At 33.2% G+C, this 18,566-nt stretch carries 16 protein-coding genes; 4 read left to right on the plus strand and 12 right to left on the minus strand.

Going from position 1 to position 18,566, the window contains the following annotated elements; translation table 11 throughout:
* Positions 1–11: 11 nt before the first annotated feature.
* The 6 genes from scrK to AC1RPX_RS01065 all read right to left on the minus strand — a co-directional run bounded on the left by scrK (position 12) and on the right by AC1RPX_RS01065 (position 8,399).
* On the minus strand, positions 12–884 hold the full coding sequence (scrK, locus tag AC1RPX_RS01040) for a fructokinase ScrK (RefSeq protein ID WP_481761014.1): 873 nt from the start codon (positions 882–884) through the stop codon (positions 12–14).
* Positions 884–2,296: a glycoside hydrolase family 32 protein gene (locus AC1RPX_RS01045; RefSeq protein WP_481761015.1), complete on the minus strand. Its 1,413-nt coding sequence runs from the start codon at positions 2,294–2,296 to the stop codon at positions 884–886. Before AC1RPX_RS01045 ends, scrK begins: the two co-directional genes overlap by 1 nt.
* A 64-nt stretch (positions 2,297–2,360) precedes the next feature.
* Positions 2,361–3,341 carry a LacI family DNA-binding transcriptional regulator gene (locus tag AC1RPX_RS01050; RefSeq protein WP_481761016.1) on the minus strand — a complete coding sequence of 327 codons (981 nt, stop codon included), beginning with the start codon at positions 3,339–3,341 and terminating at the stop codon, positions 2,361–2,363.
* Between the two features lie 109 nt (positions 3,342–3,450).
* On the minus strand, positions 3,451–4,815 hold the full coding sequence (locus tag AC1RPX_RS01055) for an MFS transporter (protein WP_481761017.1): 1,365 nt from the start codon (positions 4,813–4,815) through the stop codon (positions 3,451–3,453).
* A gap of 223 nt (positions 4,816–5,038) precedes the next feature.
* Positions 5,039–6,478, minus strand: a complete 1,440-nt coding sequence (locus AC1RPX_RS01060) for a 6-phospho-beta-glucosidase (RefSeq protein ID WP_481761018.1) — start codon at positions 6,476–6,478, stop codon at positions 5,039–5,041.
* Between the two features lies 1 nt (position 6,479).
* Positions 6,480–8,399 carry a beta-glucoside-specific PTS transporter subunit IIABC gene (locus AC1RPX_RS01065; protein WP_481761019.1) on the minus strand — a complete coding sequence of 640 codons (1,920 nt, stop codon included), beginning with the start codon at positions 8,397–8,399 and terminating at the stop codon, positions 6,480–6,482.
* A gap of 192 nt (positions 8,400–8,591) precedes the next feature.
* Here AC1RPX_RS01065 and AC1RPX_RS01070 point away from each other — a divergent pair, with 192 nt between their 5' ends.
* Entirely contained in the window at positions 8,592–9,296 is a 705-nt protein-coding gene (locus AC1RPX_RS01070; RefSeq protein ID WP_481761020.1) for a GntR family transcriptional regulator, read from the plus strand.
* 95 nt (positions 9,297–9,391) lie between these two features.
* Here the strand turns inward: AC1RPX_RS01070 and AC1RPX_RS01075 are convergent, their stop codons facing one another.
* Positions 9,392–10,546 carry a YhgE/Pip domain-containing protein gene (locus AC1RPX_RS01075; protein WP_481761021.1) on the minus strand — a complete coding sequence of 385 codons (1,155 nt, stop codon included), beginning with the start codon at positions 10,544–10,546 and terminating at the stop codon, positions 9,392–9,394.
* Positions 10,547–10,713: 167 nt separating this feature from the next.
* Between AC1RPX_RS01075 and AC1RPX_RS01080 the strand changes: the two genes are divergently transcribed.
* Positions 10,714–11,361, plus strand: coding sequence for a TetR/AcrR family transcriptional regulator (locus AC1RPX_RS01080; RefSeq protein ID WP_481761022.1), 648 nt, complete (start codon positions 10,714–10,716; stop codon positions 11,359–11,361).
* A gap of 114 nt (positions 11,362–11,475) precedes the next feature.
* Here AC1RPX_RS01080 and AC1RPX_RS01085 read toward each other — a convergent pair whose 3' ends face one another.
* Positions 11,476–11,802: a thioredoxin family protein gene (locus AC1RPX_RS01085; RefSeq protein WP_481761023.1), complete on the minus strand. Its 327-nt coding sequence runs from the start codon at positions 11,800–11,802 to the stop codon at positions 11,476–11,478.
* Between the two features lie 77 nt (positions 11,803–11,879).
* Positions 11,880–12,761, minus strand: a complete 882-nt coding sequence (locus AC1RPX_RS01090) for a sulfite exporter TauE/SafE family protein (protein ID WP_481761024.1) — start codon at positions 12,759–12,761, stop codon at positions 11,880–11,882.
* 182 nt (positions 12,762–12,943) lie between these two features.
* Between AC1RPX_RS01090 and AC1RPX_RS01095 the strand changes: the two genes are divergently transcribed.
* Positions 12,944–13,627 carry an MmcQ/YjbR family DNA-binding protein gene (locus AC1RPX_RS01095; protein ID WP_481761025.1) on the plus strand — a complete coding sequence of 228 codons (684 nt, stop codon included), beginning with the start codon at positions 12,944–12,946 and terminating at the stop codon, positions 13,625–13,627.
* A 129-nt stretch (positions 13,628–13,756) separates the two neighbouring features.
* Here the strand turns inward: AC1RPX_RS01095 and AC1RPX_RS01100 are convergent, their stop codons facing one another.
* Both AC1RPX_RS01100 and pfkB read right to left on the minus strand, forming a co-directional pair.
* Positions 13,757–15,685 carry a fructose-specific PTS transporter subunit EIIC gene (locus tag AC1RPX_RS01100; RefSeq protein ID WP_481761026.1) on the minus strand — a complete coding sequence of 643 codons (1,929 nt, stop codon included), beginning with the start codon at positions 15,683–15,685 and terminating at the stop codon, positions 13,757–13,759.
* Positions 15,682–16,623 (minus strand): 1-phosphofructokinase, encoded by a 942-nt coding sequence (gene pfkB / locus AC1RPX_RS01105; protein WP_481761027.1) that lies wholly within the window; start codon positions 16,621–16,623, stop codon positions 15,682–15,684. The genes AC1RPX_RS01100 and pfkB overlap by 4 nt, the downstream gene beginning before the upstream one ends.
* 122 nt (positions 16,624–16,745) lie before the next feature.
* Here pfkB and AC1RPX_RS01110 point away from each other — a divergent pair, with 122 nt between their 5' ends.
* A complete protein-coding gene (locus AC1RPX_RS01110) occupies positions 16,746–17,492 on the plus strand; it encodes a MurR/RpiR family transcriptional regulator (RefSeq protein WP_481761028.1) in 747 nt (248 codons plus the stop codon).
* A gap of 82 nt (positions 17,493–17,574) precedes the next feature.
* Here the strand turns inward: AC1RPX_RS01110 and lacD are convergent, their stop codons facing one another.
* Positions 17,575–18,558, minus strand: coding sequence for a tagatose-bisphosphate aldolase (gene lacD, locus AC1RPX_RS01115; RefSeq protein ID WP_481761029.1), 984 nt, complete (start codon positions 18,556–18,558; stop codon positions 17,575–17,577).
* Positions 18,559–18,566: the final 8 nt, after the last annotated feature.

The following is an 18,566-nucleotide window of genomic DNA, read 5'->3' on the forward strand; positions in this document are numbered from 1 at the left end:
AAATAACCCTATCATTCAGATAACATTTTTTCAGCTAAAGCGAAGTTTCCAACATTGGCTGATCCATTATTAGCAACTTGTGGTGCTGTAATATATTGATCTAATGGAGGAACGTCAACATAATCATTTAAAATTTCTTTGAATTCATGTCGCACTTTTTCCAATAAAACATCATTTGTAACGCCGCCCCCAAAAATAATTTTATTAGGACGTAAACTTAACGTTGTTTGAACGGCAGCCTGAGCAATATAGTAGGCCATAATATCCCAAGTTTTGTCTGTTAATGGGACATCTTTACCTTTTTTACCAGTCCGTGCTTCAAATGTTGGTCCAGCAACTAAGCCCTCTAAACAATCACCATGAAATGGACAGACACCTTTAAAATCAAGATCATCAGGATGTCTCTTAACTAAGACATGGCCCATTTCAGGATGGCCAATACCGCCAACTAAGTGGCCATCAATTACTGCTCCAGCGCCCACACCAGTTCCAATTGTGTAATAAACAAGTGAATTAATTTTCTCATTAAACAATGTCGACATTGTATATTCACCGTAAGCTGAACCATTTACATCCGTTGTCCAAAATGTTGGAATATCCAGTTTGCCCTTAAGAAATCCCAAGAAATCCGTATCACCCCAACCCGGTTTTGGTGTTTTCGTGATAAATCCATATTTAGGTGACGTTTTTCTGATTTCAATTGGTCCAAATGAGGCAACACTAAGTGCAGCTATTTCAAATTGCTTAAAATAGTCTACGACTGCCGTTAATGTTTCAACAGGTGTAGTCGTGGGAATTTGAATTTGATCCTTTACTTGATAATCTTCGTTACCTACCGCGCATACAAATTTAGTGCCACCTGCTTCAATACTTCCTAATAACATTACATTGTTCCTCCAAGTTCATATATTTTAATATCATAATTAGTTGAATCGCTACTTGTTTCAACTATAAGTTCCTTTTCATCATAAACCCTTTCAGAGAAACATGCTTCTCCATTATTCACAAATAATTCTGCTGAACTGTTGTCCATTAATAAATGAACATCCAATTCATTGGCAACGCTCACATTAGTTTCTCGAAGTAAATCGTCATTATACTTTTGTAATGTTACCTTACCTGTTGCAGCTTGATAGCTAACTTTTATTAATAATTTATTATCGCTATTTTTAATTTTAACGCTGACATTTTCTTGCCCATTAAAGTTCGCTAAATACTCAAAACTCTTTGTAGGGGCTTCAAAAATAGTGGTTGTATCCTTAGGTTTAGTGACATCTAATAATACTTTTTCGCGCAATTTTTTAATTTCTTCAACTGGTGTCATCAATAATTTACCATTTTTCATATTTAATTCTCTTGGAAATGTTAGTGCGCCTGCCCAACCATCTTCCTGTTCTGGCATGGGGCTCTCCCACATGTCCATCCATGCAAATATGATCCTTCTACCGTCAGGCGTAACCATTGATTGTGTTGCATAGAAATCATGTCCATAATCTAATTCAGTGAACTCACCATGATGTAATGAATGTGTCTCTTCATCAAATTTTCCAGTCAGATATCCTGTTTGGAAGAAATTTCTATATTTTAATTTATCAGCTTTAATTCCTTGTGGTGACATTACTAAAACGTCTTGTCCGTCAATTTCGAAAAGGTCAGGACATTCCCAAACGAATCCTTCAGAATCAACTGATTTAGCAGTTGCAATAGGTCCTAAGTAGTCCCAATGTTCTAAATCATCTGAGTTATACATAAGAACTCGACCCAAGCCATCCTTATTTTTGCTTCCGATTACAATATTATATTTTCCATTTTCAAACCAAATTTTTGGATCTCTAAAATCAGCATCATTATCTACAGGAGGCATTGAAATCACTGGATTACCAGCAAATTTTTCAAAAGTTATGCCATCATCACTAACGGCTAGGTTTTGATTCTGCCAATAACTATCCGGATCATTTTTGTCTTTCAAATTATGTCCTGTATAAATTAAATAGAGACGCTCATCCTTCACAATTGCGCTACCTGAAAAACAGCCATCCTGATCTTCTTGATCACCAGGAACCAAAGCAATTGGTAAGCTTTCCCAATTAACTAAATCTTTACTTCTTGAATGACCCCAATGCATTGGTCCCCACTGTGTTGAATTTGGATGATGTTGATAAAAGATGTGATAGTACCCTTTAAAAAAGCAAAACCCATTTGGATCATTCATCCAACCTGCTGGTGCCGTAATATGATACTTTAATCGATATCTTTCATCAGTTACCTCTGGATAATTAATCGTTTCATTTTTCAAAATTGTCTTCTCCTCGTTCTATATGTTAACCGGTTGTCATTATCTTAAAATAAAAACGCACCTACTATGCCGTTTCTCCTTTATATAATTGTACCGGTAGTACTACTTGCATAGGTGTCTCTTTACCTTCTATTTTCTTCATTAAAATATCAATAGCTGCATCAGCCATCTGTTCAATTGGTTGAATAATTGTTGTTAGTTCTGGTTTAAATAATCGAACAACATCTGTCCCATCATAGCCAATAACAAGTAAATCTTCAGGTACTCGTTTGCCATATTCTCTAGCTATTTTTATGATCAAACTAGCGTCTGTATCATTCGAAGCAAAAATACCATCCACTCGTTTAAGATCCTCAAAAATTCTTTTAATAACTTTTGTTTTTTCTGTTTCTGTCCAATTAAAATCAATTGTATACGTTACGGCTGGCAACCCATGTTCACTCATAATTTTCTCGTATGCCCTACGTCTATCTCGAGCAGGCGTTTCTAAATCATAAGGTCCATTTGTATGTACAATTGAGGTTGCCCCATGTTCTAATAGCAATTCTGTTGCCATTTTACCGCCACTATAATTATCAGAAGAAACGACCGGAATATCACCATTCATAATTCTATCAATTGCGACAATTGGTAAATTTGTATTATGATATTCTTCAATTCCTTCATTATGTGCTCCAACAATTAGCCCATCAACTTGATTTGCCATTAGTTTACGTAAATAAGTCACTTCTTTTTCTGAATCATTTTTTGAGTTACCGATAAGAACCTTATAACCTCTATTAAAAAGTTTCGTTTCTAAATGGTAAGCTAATTGTCCAAAAAAAGGATTCGCAATGGTTGGGAAAATAAGCCCTATTAGTTTTGTTTCTTTATTAAATAATTGTCTTGCAACATCATTAGGCTGATAATGTAACTCTTTCACAGCATCACGAACCTTTTTAACTGTCTTTTCGCTAAGATAACCTCTATTGTTCAACACCCTAGATACAGTCGTTTTAGAAACGCCTGCCAATTCAGCGACATCATCAAGTTTTGGATTTTGCATTTTATTTGCTCCTAAGTCGTCTAATTTTAGTTAAATTGTTACCGCTTAACTTTTAGTACTCTTAGTTTACCATAAAATAAGCAAAACCATTATCCCCACCATTAACTTTTTAAGCTGCTTCTTTTTTAGCTAATTCTAATCTAACTTTATCTTCATTTCGTTCAAATTTACCATAGAAAAACATTGGAACTGCAGCAAGTATGAACAGCATGGCTGGAATCCAGATAAAACTTAAGTTAATGCCTAATAAAGATTGACTCGTTTGAGTGTGATTGGGTATATATCCAAAGAATTGCATTACTTGTGATGGAATAAATCCGCCAATCCCACTACCTGCTTTAACACAGAATGCACTTCCAATAGCTGTTAAAAAGCCACTGGCTCTGATTCCTGTTTTCCATTGACCAAAATCAACCGCATCAGCCAACATTAGGAATGGCATTGCAGCTGCAACACCCGTTCCAATTGATCCTAGGCAATATAAGATAACAACCCAAACTTGATTACTACCAACTGCTTGAAGCAACATGTTACAGATTGCTCCCATCAATAGTGCTCCAATTAGAACCGTTCTTTTATTTGTACGTTTAACAAGTAATGGAATTGATATCATCCCTATAACAGCAACAACAGATAAAGAACCAGCAACTGCGACTAATGATTTTGCATGGATATTATATTGAAAATAATAAATCATGCCTGAACTTCTAACAGTTGTTCCAATCCAATAGAATAAGTTGGAAATAACCAATAAAATCCAAGGCCAATTACTTTTTGTTGCTTTAACACTCTGTTTTAATGATATTGATTTCGTAATCGTTGTATTAATTTCTCGTAAATTTAAAAAGGCAATTAAAAAGGCAATAATGGAGATAATCCCTAAAATAATCATTGCATATGAGAATCCTTTACGATCATTTCCTTGCCCTAATATTTGAACTAATGGTAAAACAACACCATTAGCAACCAATAGACCAACATTTCCTCCAACCATTCGATATGAATTCAAAACCGTTCTTTGGTCTGAATCATTTGTTAAGTTAGGTAAAATCGACGTCATAGGGGTACTAATTCCGGTATATATAATTCCTGCAATGACGTAAACAACTGATGCATAGATAACTTTGGACGATCCCGATAAATTCGGTGTAGTAAATGTTAACCATGTAAAGAATGCAAATGGTACACATAACCACAAGAAATACGGCCGACTTTGTCCCCATTTTGTATGTGTATGATCAATTAAAAAGCCCCATATTGGTGCATCAAACATATCAACGCATCGTGTGACGAGCAAGATAGTTCCAGCTACACCAATCCCAATTCCAAAAACATCTGTATAAAAATATAACAAGTACGTACTAATACTTACAAATAGAATATTTCCGCCAAAATCTGTAAGTGAATAACTTAGTTTTCGAAAAAGAGGAATTTCTTCAACTTGATTTGTATCTACGTTTACTTTGTTTTCCATTCTATTTACCCCATTCTATTTGTTTAATAAATGTCCCATTTCACTAAAAAATAGCAATTGCCTGTACCTATAAACTCAACTTTTAGAAAGCGCTTTCTGAAAGAATAACCAAAGTATAACCTGTTTATATTTTTATGTCAACCGGTTGTCATTTGTTTTTTTATTAATCAAAAAGCATCTCATTTATTAATAAATGAGATGCTTTTTCTTTCTATAATAACTTTTAAAGACTTTCTCCATTTGTTTCAATTACATTTTTATACCAAGTAAATGAGTCTTTTTTATAACGTTTCATCGATCCATTGCCCTCATTATCACGATCAACATAAATCATACCATAACGCTTTTTCATCTCACCAGTTGTAAATGATACTAAATCAATAACACCCCATGGTGTATATCCTAAGACTTCAACACCATCATAATCAACTGCTTTTTCGATTGCTTCAATATGTTCTTTTAGATAACTTACACGTTCAGGATCATGAATTTCATGATTATCTTCAAGCTTGTCAATCGCGCCAAAACCATTTTCAACAATAAATAACGGTAACTGATAGCGATCATATAATCGATTTAACGTATATCGTAAACCATCGGGATCAATTGCCCAGCCCCAGTCACTAGATTTAATATACGGATTAGGAACCCCATTAGGTAGTCCACCATTCACAACATCACCTAAATGATCTGCTTCAGCATCTGCTTTAACAACTGTTGACATATAGTAACTGAATCCTAGATAATCAACTGTCCCTTTTTTCAATATCTCCATATCGCCTTCTTGAATCCCAACATCATAATTGTGACGTTCAAACTCTTTTAGTGCATAACGTGGGTATTCTCCACGAACATGAACATCTGGGAAAAAGAAGCGTTGATGCATTGCCTCTTCAGCAGCCATGATATCTTCCGGATCACATGAATAAGGATAAATTGGTACGTGTGATACCATGCATCCTATTTCAAAATCAGAATTAATTTTTTTACCAGCAATAACCGCCTTAGCGCTAGCCAAGAGTTCGTTATGTGCAACTCGATACATAATTTCTTTGGGATTTTCACCATCGTTCACAATAACTCCAGAATTAGTCCACAAAAAGATGGGGTTATTTGTATCCATTTGATTATTAATTTCATTAAATGTCATCCAATATTTTACTTTAGATTGATAACGTTTAAAGCAAACCGTAGCAAAATTTTCAAAAAAATCAATTAATTTACGATTTCTAAAACCACCATATTCTTTAGCTAAATGGAGTGGCATTTCAAAATGCGATAGGGTAATCACTGGTTGAATACCTTTTTTTAATAATTCATCAAAAACATCATCATAAAATTGTAATCCCGCTTCATTTGGTTCGCTTTCATCTCCCATTGGGAAAATACGTGACCACGCGATTGATGTTCGTAAGCACTTCAATCCCATTTCAGAGAAAAATTGAATATCTTCTTTGTAATGATGATAAAAATCAATTGCATCATGATTCGGATAAAATTTATCTGTTTCAATAGTTTCCGTAATTTCCCGCGGAACACCATTTGCTCCTGCAGTCATCACATCAATAACACTTGGCCCTTTTCCATCAACATTCCAGCCGCCTTCAAACTGATGAGCAGCCAAAGCGCCACCCCACAAAAAATCCTTCGGTAATTTAGACATTTTATTTTTCTCCTTTTGGAATTAATTCCATTATTGGTTCTCCATGGTGAATTTCATTTTGCGTATACGCAATAACATCTTCGTAATCATCTGAATTAGTCACAATTACAGGTGTTACTACTGAAAATCCTGATTCTTTTATCTTCTCTTGATCAAATTCAACAAGTAAATCACCCATTTTTACATAATCATGATTTTTAACTTGTGTTGCAAAATATTTTCCTTTTAATTCAACGATATCCATTCCAATATGAATTAAAACTTCTACACCATCTACAGATTTTAATCCAATCGCATGTTGTGTCTCTGTAGTCATGACAACCTGACCATCAAATGGTGCATATATTTTATTATCCGTTGGATTTACAGCAACACCTTTGCCCATTGCACCAGATGAAAATACTTCATCCTCTACTTCTGTTAACGCAATTACTTTCCCTGTTACAGGGCTATTAACAACGCCTGGTGCATTTATTACTGGCGTACTCATAACTGGTGCGACCTTAGCTGGTGCATCATCTAACTGTGCTTCCATTGTTGCGACTTCACTAACTGTTTCACCCGTACCAAAAATTTGAACAAGTAGAACTGAACCCACAATTGCTACAATACATCCAACAACCATACCAATAAATGAGTGTGGGTATTTAGGACTAATTGCATTTACAATGGTTAATAAACTTGGTAGTCCAGCATAAGCAAAATAATATGAATTAAAGAAACTTGTAATTAATGCACCAAACGCTCCTGAAATACAACCAAAGATAAATGGTTTTTTAAATCTTAATGTCACACCATAAATTGCTGGTTCTGTAATCCCAAATAATCCTGTAATAAATGCTGAAAGAGATATATTTTTTAATTCTCTGTTCTTAGACTTAATAAATACACCTAAAACAGCACCAACTTGTGCGACCACTGCAATTGTTTGAAAAGCCTGAAATGAGTCCATTCCATTCATTTTGAAATTGGCCATAACCATTGGCGTAACACCCCAATGGATACCAAAAATAACAAGTACTTGCCAGAAACCACCAATAATAACACCTGCTAAAGGTGGTGCAACTTTAACTAAATAATTATATCCTTTTGCGATTCCTTCAGCTCCAAGAGATGAAAGTGGTCCAATAATTAAGATTGTTAAAGGAACCATAATTAATAGACATAATAATGGAACAGCAAGTTCTTTAATAATGTCAGGTATCTTTTTACTCAAGAATCTTTCAAGATAAGAAAGAATCCAAACTAAAAATAATGGTGGCAATACTGATGATGTATAAACTGTTTGAGATAATGGAATACCCATAAAGTTAATACTTGTACCGCTAGCAATAGTTCCAGCCATCTCTGCCCATGTGGGACTAACTAATGCAGCACAACATGCAACAGCGATTAAACTGTTTGTTTTAAAATGTTTAGCTGCCGTTATGGCAATAAATATTGGTAAGAACGTAAATGGTGCCCAAGAAATAAAGCTTAAAACTTGATATGTACCACTTTTAGGAAAATTTGGCATAGCTAAAGTAATTAGAATTAAACTCCCTTGAATAATACCTGCCGCGGCCAATATGTAAACGAATGGGGCAAAAACCGCAGACATTGTTGCAATAACTCGATTCATTATACTTGTTTTTGGTGCTTCTACTTCCTCTACTTCTGAACTATCAATCATTGCTGAGAATGCATCATAAACATCCGCAACATGTGGTCCAATAACTACTTGGAATTGTCCACCACTTTCAACAACAGTGATAACGCCTGCCATTGCTGATATTTTTTCTTTAGCATCTGAAGGAACCTCATGTAGCACTAGTCGTAACCGTGTCGCACAATGCGTTGCTCCTGCTAAATTTTTTTCTCCACCAATTGCTTCTAAAATATCTGTAGCTAATTTTGTATAATCTCTAACCTTACTTGCCATATTTTTCTCCTCCTCAGATAAAAACGAATAAATAGAAAAAAATTGTAAACCCTTACAAATCTTTGTATATGTATATTTTAATTGTACGTGCACAATAAGTCAACACTTTTTTTGTAACCCTTTTCATCTAGATGTACAAGGCGGGAACAATGTTATACAATAAAGGATACATTATTTTAATGGAGGCATGAAATGTTAAAGTATCAAGAAATTGCTGATCAAATTGAGCTTGCAATTAAAAATAAAAATTTGAATCAAGGGACGCAACTCCCTAGTCTAAATGAACTTATTGCCAAATATGCCGTCAGTAAGACGACACTCGTTAAAGCTCTCACAACTTTAGAAGATAAGGGTATTATTTATCAAGTACAAGGTAGCGGAATTTTTGTTCGTCGTCAAAAAAGAGACGGTTACATCGCTCTAATGACGAACATGGGCTTTACAAAAGATTTAGAAAACAGTAAATTATCTACAAAAGTGATTGATTTAAAAGTTGAACTACCCAATGCTGATGTAGCCAGGGAATTAAATTGTGCTCCGGGTGAGGAAGTTTATTTAATAAAAAGAATTCGTTACATCGATAATCAAGTTCTCTGTATTGAGAGATCCTACTATCGAAAAAAACTTGTTCCTTATCTTAATCGCGAAATAATCAGTGAGTCTATTTTTAATTACTTGAAAGAAGTTTTAAAATTAAAAATAGGTTTCTCCGATAAATATTTACGTACAGACACCCTTAAAAAGACAGAATCAACCCTTTTAGAACTACCAGAAAATTCGCCTGGACTCTATATTGATGAACTTTTTTATACAGTAAGCGGTGAACCTTTTGATCTTTCTCAAACTATTTATAACTATAAACATGCTAACTTTTTTATTCAAAGTGGACAAAAATAAAACCATAATTAATAAATTAAAAACCTCAGGGCAATCACTTAAAAAGGTGATTACCCTGAGGTTTTTAATTTATTTCAAGATTCATTTAAAGAATTCTATTTAACTTCCATCTCTTTAATTTTATCGTTAATTTCTTTTTCAACTTTACGATGTTTGGGTGATAATCCTTCGGCAAAAAACAAGACACTACCGATTGCTAAGACATAAGTTAGGCCCATTGTAGAACTGTTCCAGAAAGATGCTCCATAATAAAGAATGCTGCGAGCACCATCATACAAGAAACGCATTGGTAACCATGGAAGAACCCAATCTTGGTAGAATTGAGGTACTAATGGTTGTGCCATTGCCAATAAAGGAATTGAGAAAAATAGTAAGAGGACAAATATAATTACCCCTGGGAAACCAATCCATGTCAATACCCCTGAGAATAACATTATAAAAGCAAAACTTGTAAATGATAAGAACGATGCAATTGTTATAAAATGTGTAAAATCAAATCCTAAAATCCATGTCGCATACGTAGCTGTTGCAAATCCAGTTAAAATTGCAAGTGCTACAGCTGAGATAATGAATGATGATTTAAATGAAAACTTGTGTTTCATTGATTTAAATTCTCTTGAATCTCCAGCGTAGAATAATAATAAACTAATAACCATGCTTGCAATCCAGACGGGTTGGAAGAACGAACTATTCGCTGATGTTAATCCAGCGGTTGAATGTCTAACGGTTGTTTTTACAGTGATTGGGTTATTTAACTTCAATGCAGTCACAGCGGGGACACTCATATTGGCTTTTGCCATATTTGTTAAAATTCCGGCTGAAATACCACCACCAATTTTTGTAACTATTGTTGATAGTGTCGAACCTAAAGTCGTTGACAATGTAGCATTTTTTGCTTCATTTGTTACAACAGTTACATTTGTAACATCTTTTGTTGTTGGATCAGCTAATTTTCCAATTGATGCCGAGAAATCTTTTGGAATTACAATAGCCGCATAATAATGTTGTTTATCCATTGCACTCTTAAGTGCCTTATCACTCTTAACGATATGCCAATCTAACGCCTTATTTTTGCTTCTAGTTAGATTTTCAACGATTTTGTTACCTTGCTTACCACTATCTTCATTAACAATGGCAACAGGTACATCTTTGAGCTCTGATTTTACAGATGGGATTTGCATCACCACCATAATAAATGTAAGTAATACCGAAACTAAAATGGCGAAACCTAAAAATTTATTTTTAAACATAATCATATTCCTCTTTTCTTTTTGAGTGAGCACTCAATCAATTACAAATACGATTATAACCTATCCACAAGTTTAGTCAACCCTAACTTTTAAATATAAACTATCAAAATAATAAGTTTGTCTTTTGTCATCGCTATCAATTGTGTCATAATAGGGCTATAAATAGGATGGTGAATATTATTAAAAATTCTGAATTAAAATTATATGCCAACTCGGATTTATTTAGAGATATAACAGATAAACAAAAACAAATTTTAATCGCCGCAATTGAATTATTCTCAGAAAAAGGCTATGCAAATACAAGTACAAAAGAAATTGCAAAAAAAGCTGGCGTGGCTGAAGGTAATATTTTTAGTAAATATAACAATAAACAAGGCTTACTTAACGCCATTATTGCCCCTGTCATTAAATCCATCTTACCTTCTGCAATGCACGACTTATTAGACGAGTCCATTGATCATTCAAATTTAACTTTGGATTCATTAATTCGTCCTTTGTTAAAAAATAGAATTATTTTTTTGCAAGAAAATGCTAAAGTTCTTAAAATTTTCATTTCTGAACTACTTTATGATAAATCGGTTGTTAAACAGTTATTAGAAAATATTCCCGCCCCATACTGGACGGCACTCAATTCAACTATTGATACACTAAAAGAAAAAAAACTAATTGTCAGTTGGGATAATCTCGAAATTCTTAAGGTTATTTGGTCAACTATAGGTGGTATTGTACTTGGTTATCTTCTTTTTGATCAATCGTTAACAAAAGAAAGTATTGAACATTCAGCAGATGCTCTGATAAACGCACTTAGTGTTTGATAAAAATAAATAATTAAAAATACCCATCGAGTAAACAAGTTACTGTAAAACCTTGTTTACTCGATGGGTATTTTTAATTCAAAGCAGATTATTCATACTAACTAATCTTTTTAATTACGCAGGAATACTATTAATAAATGTTTCTACTTCTTGTTTCGTTTTACGATTTTTATTAACTAAACGTCCTGTTTCTTTACCATTTTCATATGCAATAAAACTTGGAATACCGAAGACACTTAACTCAACAGCTAAGTCCATATTTTCATCTCGATCGACAGCTAAGAATGTGTATTCAGTATATTCTGATTCAATATTAGGCATTTCAGGTTTAATAAAAGCACAATCTGGGCACCATGTTGCAGAAAAAAATAGGATATACTTTCCATCTTTAATTTTATCCATTAATTCACTTACCGTTGTTTCTTTTTCTATACTTTTCATTTTTGCTACCTCCACTAATATGCTTACTTTTTATAAGTATATATCAGATTAGCCATTTTCAATTAAAATATGCTTGCTTATTTATTTTTATCTCTGATTAGTTTAGCTTCTTTATTACCTATATATAGGCTGTATGCAGAATACAATAATACTACAATAACAATCCATTGAATCACACTTGTATTAATATTCTTAACTAAAAGTACCGCAACTAAAACACCTATAATACCAAAAACAGAAAATAAGGTTATTTTTCTAGAATATTGATTGAGTTTTATAAATTGCATACTTCCTATTGGTAAAGAAAATGCACATCCCCCCATCATAATTGGAAATGCAGCAATCGGATCCATTCCCATCGCATAGACAGTTGCCATTGTTAATGAAAATGAGCCTATTCCAATATTATTTAATGCGCCATAAATAAATAATAAAAATCCTGTTACAACTAATTTCCAGCCAAATAGTTCGGTAGCGGTCCCACTAGCAGTGATTAGGCCTAATTTACCAGCGATGATTAACGCGGTTGCAACAAGTAATCCAACGATAACAAATGATCTAATACTATTTTCAGGTAATCTAACAACAAATCTCGGACCAATATAAGCACCCAGCACTTGGCAAATAATACAGACTAGTAACGTCTTAGTACCAACATTGATACTTGTAATATACGCCAGCGACATGACAAATATTGGAATAACATCTTGCGCATTTAACGTACCTGGTAATTTTTTCATAGAAACCCAATTAGCTTTCTGGTATATTGCTGTTGATATGGCAAAATCTGAAATTCCAAAAGTAGAAAAGAAAAAAATAACAATCTGCGATATTGGTGTCCATACTGAACTGGCCGGTTCTTTCATGAAGTCTGATTTATGTCTCATTAAATCACGCATAAAATAACAGATAAATATAAAATTAATAACAATAATTGCCGCAATCAACGTCTTTTGCATGATTAAATCTCCTAGTTAAATGAATCATAATAGTACAGTTTAACTCAATTTATTCCTAGATAAAATAGTCTATATTAATTTTTCTATTTTATACTATATAATTAGTCCTTTAAAGTCTAAAATTAGAAATATAAGGTATGCTACTGTTAATTGTTTATATAATTTATAAAAGGAGATGCACTATGCTAACAGACTTTTTTGCTTATAATTCATTTAGTCATTTGAAACTAAAGGTAGATTCATTGATTCCATATGGTTTTACAAAAACAGCAGAAGAAATCTATAATTATCAAGTTTCAATTCTTAATAATCAATTTATACTAACCGTCTCAATTTCCCCCTCTGAAAAAATTAATACTACTATTATTGATGCTCTAACTAAAGAAGAATATACACTTTATAAAAATCAGTCTGCAACAGGATCATTTGTCAGTTCAATCAGAAAATCAGTGATTGAACAACTGGATTTAATTGTTGCTAGTTGTTTTGAAACTACTCCAGTATTCCAAACTGCTGATTCACAATCTATCATTAATTATGTACAAGAACATTATCAGACCAATCTAGAATTCCTCTGGAAACAGTTTCCAAATGACGCTGTTTTACGTCGATCAGATTCTAAAAAATGGTATGCCGCTTTAATGAAAATTCCAGCAACTAAAATAGGCTTGGATTCCGAGAAATTAGTTGAAATACTTAATATTCGAATGGATCCTGACCTGCTCATCAATAAAATAGACAAAAATCAAATTTTTCCAGGGTACCATATGAATAAAAAACACTGGGTTTCAATTTTATTAAATGGCCAAAATAATTTAGACACTGTTTATTCTTATATTGATACTAGCTATGGACTAGCTAAATAAAAGGCGAACTAAAAAAATCCATTCTAATAGTCAACAAAATTTGAACTTGTTTACTTAGAATGAATTTTCGCTTATCATTAAACACTTGTACTTTTTTAGTATATACGTAGCTTTGTAGCTCAATTTTATCTACTTATTAATATTTTCTTTAAATAGGTTGTATATATCATCAACTGTATTCGATTTTTTTAATTCTTCCACAAATGAGTCATGGACAAGTAATTTCGATGTATTTGATAAATACTGTAAATGCTTTCCATCATCTTTTTCTGGAATTAGAAATGAGATAACTGTATCTACTGGCTGATTATCAAATGTTTCCCATTCAATAGGCTCACGTAATTTAACAATTAGCATTGCTGATTTATTAATCGATTCATCCTGTGCATGAGGTATCGCAATGCCTTTTTCCATCCCTGTCGTTCCCTCAGACTCACGAATCTTATACTTATTTAAAATATAACTTTCATTATTCGTATATCCTAATTTTTTAGCAAAATTTGCTAAAAAATGTAAGAGTTCTTCTTTATCAGAAACGGCTACGTTCAATTCAATGTTTTTTCTTTTCAATATATTATCGAATTCATTTTCATTCATTTTTATATCATTATCTTGCTCTTGTTCAAAGTTGGTATTACTACCTACATTCATCACTAAACTATTATTTTTTTTAGCTTGGCGACCAGCAATAGCGGCTAGTAAGACAGCAGATACAAGTGATCCAATAATAATCCATAATACCCACAGTAATGGTTTATTCACTAACGGTAATACAATAAATCCACCATGTGGAGCCGGTACACTAATTCTAGTTACATAGGTTAAAATCGCAGCAATCGAAGAACCAACCATAAATGCAGGAATATTTAGTAGCGGATTCTTTGCCGCAAATGGAATTGCACCTTCTGTAATATGAGTTGATCCTAATAAAAAGTTAACGTAACCTGCGCTGCGCTCTTTATCTGAGTATGCTTTTTTGTTGAACAGTACAGCAAACCCTGTTGCCAATGGTGGCGCAATACACGCTGCAGAAACTCCTGCCATAAAGAAATAATTTCCCTGTGCTAAAAGAGCTGTTCCGGTTAAATATGCTGCTTTATTAATTGGCCCACCCATATCTGAAGCACACATAATTCCAACAACTAATCCTAATAGAATGGGACTTGAATTTTCTAAACCCTTTAAAAACGTCATCATTCCTTCATTAATTGTTGCCATTGGAACTGATAGATACCAAATAATAGAGCCTGATAAAAATACTCCAATTACAGGTAAAATAAAAATGGCTTTCAGTCCATCTAATGATTTAGGTAGTTTTTTTAATAAGAACTGTAATATTAAAATCGTATACCCTGCTAAAAATCCACCAATTATTCCACCTAAAAATCCCGTTCCATTTGTATATGCTATCATTCCCGTTACAAATCCAACTATCAATCCAGGTCTTTTACCAATAGCCTCAGCTATATAGGCACATAGAATTGGAACCATAAGATTCATTGCAAATCCGCCAATAGTGTTCAATAAATGTGCTATATCGTTATATTGAGGGCTTTTTATGTCTGCTGAATTAATTCCCCAAAAAAATGATACGGCTGTTAACACTCCCCCAGCAACTACTATTGGTAACATATGTGACACTCCATTCATCACGTACACATACATTTTGTGCCAAAATGAGCCAGATAAATTTACTGTTTCTTCATTCGATGAAATTTTTGCTCCTTTTCGATGATAGGTAGGTAAATTATCATCTGTCAATATTTGATCAATTAATACATCTGCCTCTTTCATACCTTTCGTAACTGACACATTTATCATTTTTTTACCATCGAATCGATCAATATCTACATCTTTATCTGACGCAATTATTACACCATCAGCATCATCAATTTCTTGTTGTGAAAACGCATTTTCTATACCACTTTGACCATGAGTTTCAACTTTAATTGATATACCTCTTTTTTTAGCGGCTTGTTCTAAGGCCTCTTGCGCCATGTATGTATGCGCAATTCCTGTTGGACATCCAGTAGCTGCAATTATTTTATATTTTGTCATCTTAATTCCTCCTTAATATTAGATATTTTTACCTGCTTAGTCAGCTCTTTTACATTCGAAAAATCTGTTAACCCTTTTGAAAATGCCGTTGAACTCGCGGCTGCTATACTTTCTCTAAATACTTCTTCTATTTTTTTGTCCCCTATCGCTACCCCTGCTAAAAAAGTTCCCAACATGGTGTCGCCGGCCCCAGCCGTGTTAACAACGGTTCCTTTAGGGACAGTTCCATATAACACAACCTCTTTATTTATAAACATTGCACCACCGCCACCCAATGATAATAAAATATTTTGTGCACCCAATTTAATTAATTCTTTTGAATAAGTTATCAATTCATGTTGAGATAGTTTATGTTCTACGCCAAACCAACTCATTAATTCTTCATCATTTGGTTTTAAAATATAAGGATTATATTTCAATGTATCCAGTACGGTTTGATAACTAGTATCCAAAACTAGCTTATATCCTTTTTCCTGCGCCTGCTTTGCGATACTAATTAAAATTTCTTCAGAGATTCCGTCAGATAAACTACCAGATACAACTAATGTATCCTTTTCATCTAAATTTTGAATCTTATCCATGAACTGATTTATTTCATCATCACTAACATGTGGACCTTTATTTACTAATTTATACTCCGTATCTTGCTGAATTACTCTTGTAAAAACATTAATTCGTGTATTAGCATCGATATGTACAAAATCAGTTTTTATATTGCACCTTGCCAACTCAGACTCAATATACGCATTAGTAAATCCTCCACCAACTCCAATAGCAGTACTTTCTACGCCTTTCTTTTTTAGAATAAAACTAACATTAACTCCTTTACCATTCGCTTGTATTTCATAATTTTCCGTTCTATTAACAATATTTTTTTTCATTTCATCGGTTTGGATAAAAAGATCAATAGCTGGATTCAATGTACATGTATATATCATAATTTTTACCCCTTTCTTCTACCTACCAATACTACATCTGACAGAAATGAAAAGGTTTTCAATATATGATTTTGTATGCTACAATTGAAAATAAACAAACAATCAAGGTGAGGTGACCAGTAATGTCTCTTAGTAACTCCGAAAAGATTCTTTGGCAAGTCATTCAAGATAACCTAGAAGATATTCCGATATTAACAATAACCAACCTTAGCGATTTAGCTCATGTATCAACCGCTACAGTCGTACGAACGCTCAAAAAAAAAGGCTACAGCGGTTATATGGATTTTAAACAATCTATAATTACTAAAGAAAAAGAAAAAAAATATAAGAATATTCAGAATATGGATCACGATATCCAACAAGTCATTATGAAGAATGAACATGAACTTAATAACACACTACGTATGCTTGACGTTAATACCATAGAAAAAACAGTTCAAAAAATTAAACGTTCAAAAAAAATATACATTTTCTCAAGGGGTTTTTCTGAATTAATTGCAATTGAAATGCTAACAAAATTTGAATTATTAAATAAAAATTGTGTCAGTTTTACGGATCCCAATATTATTAAACAAATTAGTCACAGGATTACATATAATAATATTTTAATTATTATTTCATTGAACGGAACTACTGCAGAACTCCTTGAAGGTGCTAAAAATACGTATAAAAATGGAGCCGATATTATTGTATTAACAACCAACAAATTAAGTCCACTTATTAAATATTCAGATTCCGTGTTTATCGGATTTAAATCTGAAATTTCATATTTCCCTGAATTTGAAGTTAAATCTCGTTTACCATTACAGGTAATGAGCCGTATACTTTTAGATTCTTATGCAATTCGAACAAAGAAAGCTAGCAAATAAATTTATTTCACTTCTACTTTTTTTCATTACTAAATCATTAAAAATAAAGAGGCTAAACATGACGTTTAGCCTCTTTATTTTACTATTTTAATACCTTATCAAACCACGATGTAGCAGTACTTTCAAGAACGACATTTAAATCTTCAATATTCTTTTTACCAACTGTGTTCATCCATTCTTTACCTTTTTCTTCACCATCTTTAGCAAATGGTTCGATACCTTTGCTCCATGTTGCACGTCCACAAAGTACACCATTAAATGTTGATTTTGCTTCATGAGCAAATACTAAAGTATCTTGGAATAATTGTGCCGATACACCACCACTTAAGAAAATAAATGGTAATTTGGTTGCATCACTTTGTTCTTTAAATATATCTAATGCTTCTGTCTTAGAATATACCACCTCATTATCGTCGTTAAACCCTTCCACATAATCCATATTGACTGGCACTTCTACTTTAAGTACATCTACTTTATATTCAGGTTTAGAAAATTCTTTCATCATTTCAATAACTTTATGAGGTTTTACTTTAGCATACTCTGAACCTTTAACATCGTCATTAGTTGCATCATAAGAAACCAATTCTAAAAATAATGGCATATCTTCTGCAGCACATTCTGAACCAAGACGCTCCATATATGCATGTTTCATATTATTAATCTCAGCATTTTCGTCTATATCATAATAAAGTAAGAATTTAATAGCGTCAGCGCCCTCTTCTTTAAGACGACGAACTGACCAATCTGGTAATAAGTCAGGTAAGCGACCTGGGGTAGTAACATCATAACCCGTTTTTTCGTATGCAACTAGTAATCCAGTACTTGCATTACGGACCTTTGCTGCTGGAAGACCATATTCTGGATCAAGTAATATTGCTGAAGCGTATGGTGTTAATTCTGATGAAATTACTTTTTTAAATTCAACGATATCTTCTTCATTTGCTGGCTTATTTGCTGCTGCTGCCAACATTTTTTTTAAAGATCCTCGTTGATCAATTGCTAATGCTGCAATTACGCCTTTTTCATTTGAAAGTGCTTTAAGTCCTGCCAATTTATTTGGTGTCATTTTTATTC

This window comes from Dellaglioa sp. CoH-56-MRSF-14, from assembly GCF_056782115.1.

Bases quoted from the DNA above. Each gene is read 5' to 3' on its own strand.
- scrK (WP_481761014.1), bottom strand. From the start codon at position 884: ATGTTATTAGGAAGTATTGAAGCAGGTGGCACTAAATTTGTATGCGCG.
- AC1RPX_RS01050 (WP_481761016.1), bottom strand. From the start codon at position 3,341: ATGCAAAATCCAAAACTTGATGATGTCGCTGAATTGGCAGGCGTTTCT.
- AC1RPX_RS01055 (WP_481761017.1), bottom strand. From the start codon at position 4,815: ATGGAAAACAAAGTAAACGTAGATACAAATCAAGTTGAAGAAATTCCT.
- AC1RPX_RS01060 (WP_481761018.1), bottom strand. From the start codon at position 6,478: ATGTCTAAATTACCGAAGGATTTTTTGTGGGGTGGCGCTTTGGCTGCT.
- AC1RPX_RS01065 (WP_481761019.1), bottom strand. From the start codon at position 8,399: ATGGCAAGTAAGGTTAGAGATTATACAAAATTAGCTACAGATATTTTA.
- AC1RPX_RS01070 (WP_481761020.1), top strand. From the start codon at position 8,592: ATGTTAAAGTATCAAGAAATTGCTGATCAAATTGAGCTTGCAATTAAA.
- AC1RPX_RS01075 (WP_481761021.1), bottom strand. From the start codon at position 10,546: ATGTTTAAAAATAAATTTTTAGGTTTCGCCATTTTAGTTTCGGTATTA.
- AC1RPX_RS01080 (WP_481761022.1), top strand. From the start codon at position 10,714: ATGGTGAATATTATTAAAAATTCTGAATTAAAATTATATGCCAACTCG.
- AC1RPX_RS01085 (WP_481761023.1), bottom strand. From the start codon at position 11,802: ATGAAAAGTATAGAAAAAGAAACAACGGTAAGTGAATTAATGGATAAA.
- AC1RPX_RS01090 (WP_481761024.1), bottom strand. From the start codon at position 12,761: ATGCAAAAGACGTTGATTGCGGCAATTATTGTTATTAATTTTATATTT.
- AC1RPX_RS01095 (WP_481761025.1), top strand. From the start codon at position 12,944: ATGCTAACAGACTTTTTTGCTTATAATTCATTTAGTCATTTGAAACTA.
- AC1RPX_RS01100 (WP_481761026.1), bottom strand. From the start codon at position 15,685: ATGACAAAATATAAAATAATTGCAGCTACTGGATGTCCAACAGGAATT.
- pfkB (WP_481761027.1), bottom strand. From the start codon at position 16,623: ATGATATATACATGTACATTGAATCCAGCTATTGATCTTTTTATCCAA.
- AC1RPX_RS01110 (WP_481761028.1), top strand. From the start codon at position 16,746: ATGTCTCTTAGTAACTCCGAAAAGATTCTTTGGCAAGTCATTCAAGAT.
- lacD (WP_481761029.1), bottom strand. From the start codon at position 18,558: ATGACACCAAATAAATTGGCAGGACTTAAAGCACTTTCAAATGAAAAA.